Genomic DNA, 6,274 nt, shown 5'->3' with positions numbered 1-6,274 from the left:
TCACACCAGCCGAGTTTGAACAGCAACTGATCACGTCACGTACGCTGTCACTCGTCGCGTGAAACCCGGTGTCCACTCCCGGGGATCAACCTCACAACACCCATTCAACCCGCCCCGCTACCAGGCGACACCGGACGGGGTGAGGGAGAACATGGCGAACTCTGGCCGCAGAGCCAACACCTCCAACGTCAGCATCACCCAGCACACCAATCAAGGTGATCCCACCGTCACAGCGGTCTTCGGCACCGGCAACGCCACGACGAACCAGTCACGCCAAGGCGAGGTCCGGGACGTCCACCAGCAGGTGGTGGAGCGGCTGCGCGCGGAGGCCACCCAGGCCCCGACGGCCGATGCGGATACCGCCGCGAGCCACGCGGACAACCTGGAAGCCGCCCTCAACGCCGGAGACGAGGACGCCCGCGACGTGGCGCTGGGCCGTATCCAGCGCTTTCTCCAGACGGCAGGCAGCGGATTCCAGGCCACACAGCAACTGCTCACCCTCCTGGGCCTGCCCGGCTCCTGAAAGGTCATCGGTGGTGGTTGTCGAAGGGCAGCAGCAGCCGGGTGGGCGGCGGCATCGGGCGGCACCGGCGACCTACGCCGCCGACCTGCGCCGGGTCGTCATCACCAGGCCCCTGAGCCGACTGGCGTTCCCCGAACAACTGCTGGACTTCGGCTTCTACGGCATTGGCGTCGTCCTGCAGCACCCCGACGGCGACCTGGAAACGCTGGTGGAACCGCGGCCCTGGCGTCCGAAGCGGCACACCCCGAACGCCTGGTGGTTCGAGGAGCGGGCCTACGAACAATTCCTCAAGCAGTCACCCAGCCAGGCACCCGAGCTCTCGCCCTCCTCCTGACCCGGCAGATCGTCGTACGTGAGATCAGGTCTGGCACTGCGCCGTCGCGGCGCTGCTCCAGTTTGGCGGTGCTCGCCGCCCGGGTCCGCGACGCGCACGCCGCCCGCGTCCGGGCGCCACTCGGCTACGGCTCGTGGGAGTCGTACTGCAATACGGAGTTCGGCATCAGCCGCGCCCAGGCGTACCGGCTCCTCGATGTCGCCCGCGCCCTGGCCGCGATCCACGGTGCGGTCACCGTCGGCACCGAACTGTCTCGCACGCTTTTCCAGCCTGTGCCGTAGCTGTTCGGGATGTTCGTGGTGTCTGTGACCACGGACATCCCGTGCTCGTTTGCCGACCGGCGTCGTGGTGTTCGCCATGTCCAGGCAGGTCGGTACGGAGGCAACGTGGCACGCAGGCTGTCAATCGGTCAGCTCAGGGTGCAGGAGATCATCCACCGGGATGGACGGCGGTCGTACACGATCGTCCAGCCTGCCGGCGGCGTACATGCGGGGGCCGAGCGGTTCCTGTCGCAGTACGCGGGCACTGGGTCGGACCGGCCGTACGCCTACCTGCTCGTCGACCACCTGCGGTGGCTGGAGCACGAGGGCCTGGCCCCGGAGAGCGTCGGCTTCCGGGACCTGGAGCGGTACATGGGTGCGGTCGGTGCGAAGGTCGCCGCACCGCTGAGGTCGCCGTGGCGGGTGGGCAAGCGTCCGTACGGCAACAGCGCGCTGTCCTCGGCGGCGTCGTGCCTGAAGGGCTTCTATCTGCGTCAGGCCGAGCTGGGCATCAACACCGAGCTGGCCGAGACGCTCGACAAGCGACGGATGCCGACCAGGCAGGACCGGGACCGAGCCCTGCTCGGGCACATCACGAAGGACATGGCCGCGAACCCGCTGGCACGCAGGAGTTGGGGAAAGTGTTTACCCCCGAAAGACTGGTACTCGCACGTAAACGACGGCGAATGACGCTCGCGGCACTATCCCGCGAATCGGGCTTCTCTGCCCAGAGCATCACCGCATTCGAGAATGCGCGCAAGGTCCCGTCCGAGGAAACACTTTCCTCGCTCGCCGAAGCCCTTCACTTTCCCCTGCAGTTCTTCCACGCGCCGCCGGCACCCGACATGGTTCCCGGCGCCGTCAGTTTCCGCGCCCCCTCGAAGATGAGCGCCGCCGAGCGTGACAGCGCCCTCAGTTGCGGCTCCATCGCCGCCACCTTGAACCACTGGCTTGAGGACCACTTCAACCTCCCCAGGCCCGACGTGCCCTCCTACGGCGAGCTGTCCCCCGAGATGGCCGCCGAGCAGGTACGCGCCGACTGGGGGATGGGAGAGGCACCAGCGCCCAACATGGTTCATCTCCTTGAGGCCCACGGCGTGCGGGTCTTCTCCCTCGCACCGGACTGCCTGGACGCCGACGCCTTCTCCACCATCCGGCACGGCACCCCCTACATCCTGCTCAACACCCGCAAGACCGGCGAGCGAGGCCGCTTCGACGCCGCGCACGAGCTGGGCCACCTTGTCCTGCACAGTGGCTACGAGTCGCCCCGCGGCCCTGCCGCCGAAGCCGCTGCCGATGCCTTCGCCTCTGCCTTCCTCATGCCGAAAGCCGGCATCCTTGCCCAGCAGGTCAGCAACGCCTCGGTCGAGCGGATCCTGAGCGCCAAAGGACGGTGGAACGTATCTGCAATGGCATTTACCTACCGCCTGAGAAGCCTGCAGCTCCTTTCCGAGTGGCGCTTCCAGCAGACCGCGAAACAGCTCGCCCAACTTGGATACAGGAAAGGTGAACCCGGATCATCCATGGTCCGCGAGAGCAGCAGAATCATTTCGAAAGTACTCGAAGTGCTGCGCGCAGACGGAATCCCCCTGACTGATCTGGCGAACGCATTGCACATCTTCCCTGAAGAACTCAACCACTACCTGTTCGGCCTCGCACCCATCGGATACAGAGGCGGAGAGCAAAAGACAGCTCCCATCCGGCCCGCACTTTCCCTTGTCCGGTAGGCAGATTATGGGCGTCGTGGGTTGTTCAGTGATGTGACGTCACCCCAGCGCCTACGACGGTGGCGGCCTGACGAACTCATTGAGGATGTGGCGAGGGAGATGGGTACGACGCCGGAGGCGATCGATGCCCTTCTGGGATGGACTGAGACGAGCCGGTCGGACGACAGTGACGGTTACGAGGCCCACCACGCCGACTGACCTGGCTGGTACTTCCGATGTCGGGCGCCGGCCAACGGCCGGCGCCCTTTCTCAAGCACATCGGTCCTCAGCCCGTTCGGGACAGGGGCCAATCACGGCGGCGGCGGAATCGGTCGGTCTTGGATCCCTACATCAGACGTGGCCAGGAGCCGCGTAGGTGATGCCGACGTCTCCGGCGGAGGTCGCGGCGAGGGCTACGACCTTCCAGATCGCGTTGGGAACGCCAGCCCGGGGGCCGTCACAGGCCTCGTTGAGAAGATCCACGGTCAATGCCACGGATCTGCCGTCCGGCCCCTTGGCGGAAAACTTGGCTTCCTGTGCTACCCAGGGGTCCCCGTGGGCTGAGGCGAACTCCACCAGGGCGTGGTACACCGCGAAGTCCTTGCCGTTTCGGGTGAGGGTGAGAGTGCCCGGCTGAAGGTCGACGCCGACGTGGACCTGGGTGTCCTCCTGCACGACGACGGGTTCGCCGGTGGCGCTCAGGTCCATGCTGCTCTCCAAGGGGAAGGGGAGTTCATCTGCTGAGCATCGCAGTTGATTGCCCGTTGGGGGAGGGCGTCCATTAATTGAAGAGCTCGACAGGATCGCATGCGAACCGTGACGGCGGGGCCGGGAAGGTCCTCGACCTCCCGGCCCCGCCGGCAATAGAGGTCGGGGCTCAGAGGCGCCCGCCGCACTACATCGGTTCGACAAGGGCGGCCCGCCATTCAGGCTGCGGGTCCGCTCCCAGGCTCGTCCAGTACTCCGTCCCACGGACGACCTGCCCGTCACGGACAGTCCAGAACGATGCCGCACGGAAGACGCCAAGACTGTCGTGTGGCACTTCGACCTCGGAGACGACTTCGTCTCCCTCGGCCACCACCTTGAGCACCCGAATCGACCAGCCCTCCGGATATTCACGGTTCACTGCGACGAAGTTTTCCCGGCCGATGATGCGTTCGAGGCTGATCGGCCACTCGACAACGACATCCTCCGCGATCAACTCGGCGACGCCTGCCCAGTCCCGAGCCTGGATCCGGTCCCACAGTGTCTCAATCACCTTTGAAGATTCCATCGACGGAGCCTCCCACAGCGGTCTGACAGAAGCCGGACCAACGGCGAGTCGATCGTTCCCGAGGTCGTTCTGTATCCGGTCGAGGGTGGATTCCTCACCCGTGAGGAAGCAATGATCGCTTTGGCGGAGCCGGACATCGAGGCATGTCAGATCTGCAAACCTGAGACGGGGCTGGTCGACGGGTAGGCCCGTAGACCCGCGCCGCCTGGGAGCAGTACGCCAGGAACCTGCCGTGGTCGGCTGAGCCGATGCCCGGCTGGGAGAGCGACAAGCAGCTCCACAGCAACTACATCTCCTCGAAGCCGGACAGCCCGGGATACACCGAGGACCGGGCCGCGGAAGTCACCCGCTTCCGCGCCCGGCTCCTGGAGCTCAGCACCACCGTGTCCACCCATCCCTTCTGGGACTCCGTCGAAGCTGGCGACCGTGTCGAGGCCCGGATGGCGCTCAAGCACGCCCACGAGCCGGCCGAGGCGTAGCCATGTCTGTGCCCGGAGCCATATCGGACCTGGACAAGAACAGGGCCCTGGCCGACTGGCTGGAGTGGCAGCTGCGTCAGGTCCGGGGCCGGATCCGGGAACTGGAGATCAAGGAGCAGCAGGAACACCGTGCCCGGGAGCGGGCGTACGCCGCGCTGCGGTGGAAGATCCAGCCGCAGCGGTCGTCGTCGGCGGCTCTGGTGCACCGCGGGGACTGTGCCCTGTATCCGGTCGAGGGTGGATTCCTCATCCGCGAGGAAGCAATGATCGCTTTGGCGGAGCCTGACATCGAGGCGTGCCAGATCTGCAAGCCCGAGACGGGGCTGGTCGACGGGTAGGGCCGTACGGACCGCCCGACGCGCCTCGCGGGCGCCGGGCTCGCAGGATCGGTTCCGTGGAGTTCCCGACCAAGGTGGCACTGGCCCAGGCCGTCCCGGTCCTGCCCCAGGGGCCGGGCTGGTGGTACGAACCCAAGTACGACGGCCACCGGACTGTGCTGCGCCGTACAGATGAGACCGTCGTGCTGTATGCCCGGTCGGGCAGAGTCGTCACCCAGCACTGGATGGACCTGGCCGTCGTCGGCATGACACTGCGCCCAGGCATGGTCCTGGACGGCGAGGCCGTGATTTGGCGGGACGGCCGGCTCGACTTCGCGGCCGCGCAGTCACGGGCCGCGTCATCCACGACCCGGGCCCGCGCCCTGGCAGCCCGGTACCCGGCCTCCTACGTCTGCTGGGACGTCCTGCAGCACCCGGACCCGCAGATCGGCGACTGCCGCAGCCTGCCGTACACCGAACGCCGCGCCTTCCTCCAGGCGCGCGGACACTCAGGCCGCGCCGGCCAGGGTGTCCGCGCGCCTGGAGCCTGTCCTCGCGGCTCGTCTCGGTGAGGCCTTGAGCGGCGCGGTGGTGGTGGGGGAGCGGCGTGCGGCGGGCGAGCCGTACACGCGGGTGGAGACGGATCTGGTCGTGGAGGTGCTGGCCGGGTCCGACCCGGCACGGCACCCTCACCGTGACCCGGATGCGGTGAGGGTGCCCGTGCCTGACTGCTGGCCAGGGGACGACGCCGAGGCAACCGTTGTCCGAGGATGCTGGCCCGGTTGGCGAGTGGGGGTGCAGGGGCTGCCGATCAGTCCAGGTCGGCGCTGGCCAGGGTGACCGCGAGCGCGATGTGGGGGACAGCGCTCAGGCAGAGCTCCGCCACCGCGCCCGGATCGGCCGGAACAGTTGGAGGCCCGGCCACAGACTCGAACACGGCCGTCCGCCCGCCGCCGGTGGATCGCACGGACACCCCCACCTGGCGCCACCGTCTGCACGAACCGAACGGCCCCGTTTACAACGGGGACTCCCCAAGACCATCCCCCGCTGACCGCCACCGGGACAACACATCACGAGCAGAACGAGTATCGGGGTGTTCGTTGCCGAGGAGTCGCTCGCGGTCGGCGAGGAGGGGTTCTTCGATTGCGATGGCGTCGTTGGTGCGTCCGGCCTGCCGGTAGGAGGCGGCGAGGTTGGCGCGGGCGTTCAGGGTGTGGGGGTGTTCGTCGCCGAGCAGTCGCTTGTACTCGGCGAGGAGGGGTTCTTCGATTGCGATGGCGTCGTCGGTGCGTCCGGCCTGCCGGTAGGAGGCGGCGAGGTTGGCGCGGGCGTTCAGGGTGTCGGGGTGTTCGTCGCCGAGCAGTCGCTCGTACTCGGCGAGG

The 6,274-nt window shown here is 67.4% G+C and carries 13 protein-coding genes; 9 read left to right on the top strand and 4 right to left on the bottom strand.

The annotated features are described in order from the left end of the window. Nucleotides 1-151: 151 nt before the first annotated feature. The 5 genes from ACFYY1_RS42950 to ACFYY1_RS42930 all read left to right on the top strand — a co-directional run bounded on the left by ACFYY1_RS42950 (nt 152) and on the right by ACFYY1_RS42930 (nt 2,844). Nucleotides 152-523, top strand: a complete 372-nt coding sequence (locus ACFYY1_RS42950) for a hypothetical protein (protein WP_388595531.1) — start codon at nt 152-154, stop codon at nt 521-523. Nucleotides 524-533: 10 nt separating this feature from the next. After that, the gene (locus ACFYY1_RS42945; protein ID WP_388595529.1) at nt 534-857 is read left to right on the top strand and encodes a hypothetical protein; all 324 of its coding nucleotides are present in this window, start codon (nt 534-536) and stop codon (nt 855-857) included. 68 nt (nt 858-925) lie between these two features. After that, on the top strand, nt 926-1,138 hold the full coding sequence (locus ACFYY1_RS42940) for a hypothetical protein (RefSeq protein ID WP_388595528.1): 213 nt from the start codon (nt 926-928) through the stop codon (nt 1,136-1,138). Between the two features lie 105 nt (nt 1,139-1,243). Continuing rightward, on the top strand, nt 1,244-1,807 hold the full coding sequence (locus ACFYY1_RS42935; protein WP_388595526.1) for a hypothetical protein: 564 nt from the start codon (nt 1,244-1,246) through the stop codon (nt 1,805-1,807). Further along, entirely contained in the window at nt 1,804-2,844 is a 1,041-nt protein-coding gene (locus ACFYY1_RS42930) for an XRE family transcriptional regulator (protein ID WP_388595525.1), read from the top strand. Before ACFYY1_RS42935 ends, ACFYY1_RS42930 begins: the two co-directional genes overlap by 4 nt. A gap of 330 nt (nt 2,845-3,174) precedes the next feature. Here ACFYY1_RS42930 and ACFYY1_RS42925 read toward each other — a convergent pair whose 3' ends face one another. Continuing rightward, complete coding sequence (locus ACFYY1_RS42925) at nt 3,175-3,531, bottom strand: hypothetical protein (protein WP_388595523.1); 357 nt, start codon at nt 3,529-3,531, stop codon at nt 3,175-3,177. Nucleotides 3,532-3,718: 187 nt separating this feature from the next. Then, complete coding sequence (locus tag ACFYY1_RS42920; protein ID WP_388595522.1) at nt 3,719-4,096, bottom strand: nuclear transport factor 2 family protein; 378 nt, start codon at nt 4,094-4,096, stop codon at nt 3,719-3,721. A 51-nt stretch (nt 4,097-4,147) separates the two neighbouring features. Between ACFYY1_RS42920 and ACFYY1_RS42915 the strand changes: the two genes are divergently transcribed. The 4 genes from ACFYY1_RS42915 to ACFYY1_RS42900 all read left to right on the top strand — a co-directional run bounded on the left by ACFYY1_RS42915 (nt 4,148) and on the right by ACFYY1_RS42900 (nt 5,464). Then, the gene (locus ACFYY1_RS42915) at nt 4,148-4,282 is read left to right on the top strand and encodes a DUF6233 domain-containing protein (protein WP_388595532.1); all 135 of its coding nucleotides are present in this window, start codon (nt 4,148-4,150) and stop codon (nt 4,280-4,282) included. Between the two features lie 62 nt (nt 4,283-4,344). Next, nucleotides 4,345-4,575: a hypothetical protein gene (locus tag ACFYY1_RS42910; protein WP_388595520.1), complete on the top strand. Its 231-nt coding sequence runs from the start codon at nt 4,345-4,347 to the stop codon at nt 4,573-4,575. A gap of 2 nt (nt 4,576-4,577) precedes the next feature. Continuing rightward, nucleotides 4,578-4,913 (top strand): DUF6233 domain-containing protein, encoded by a 336-nt coding sequence (locus ACFYY1_RS42905; RefSeq protein ID WP_388595519.1) that lies wholly within the window; start codon nt 4,578-4,580, stop codon nt 4,911-4,913. Between the two features lie 56 nt (nt 4,914-4,969). After that, on the top strand, nt 4,970-5,464 hold the full coding sequence (locus ACFYY1_RS42900; protein ID WP_388595517.1) for a hypothetical protein: 495 nt from the start codon (nt 4,970-4,972) through the stop codon (nt 5,462-5,464). 239 nt (nt 5,465-5,703) lie between these two features. Here the strand turns inward: ACFYY1_RS42900 and ACFYY1_RS42895 are convergent, their stop codons facing one another. Both ACFYY1_RS42895 and ACFYY1_RS42890 read right to left on the bottom strand, forming a co-directional pair. Beyond that, nucleotides 5,704-5,859 carry a hypothetical protein gene (locus tag ACFYY1_RS42895; RefSeq protein ID WP_388595516.1) on the bottom strand — a complete coding sequence of 52 codons (156 nt, stop codon included), beginning with the start codon at nt 5,857-5,859 and terminating at the stop codon, nt 5,704-5,706. A gap of 48 nt (nt 5,860-5,907) precedes the next feature. Continuing rightward, nucleotides 5,908-6,274 (bottom strand): tetratricopeptide repeat protein (locus ACFYY1_RS42890; RefSeq protein ID WP_388595514.1); only part of this gene is annotated, 367 nt, incomplete at its 5' end.

The organism is Streptomyces sp. NPDC001890 (assembly GCF_042891445.1).
Taxonomy (GTDB): Bacteria; Actinomycetota; Actinomycetes; order Streptomycetales; family Streptomycetaceae; genus Streptomyces.
The sequence above is the reverse complement of the archived record's forward strand: the minus strand, read 5'-3'. Positions and strand labels throughout refer to the sequence as shown.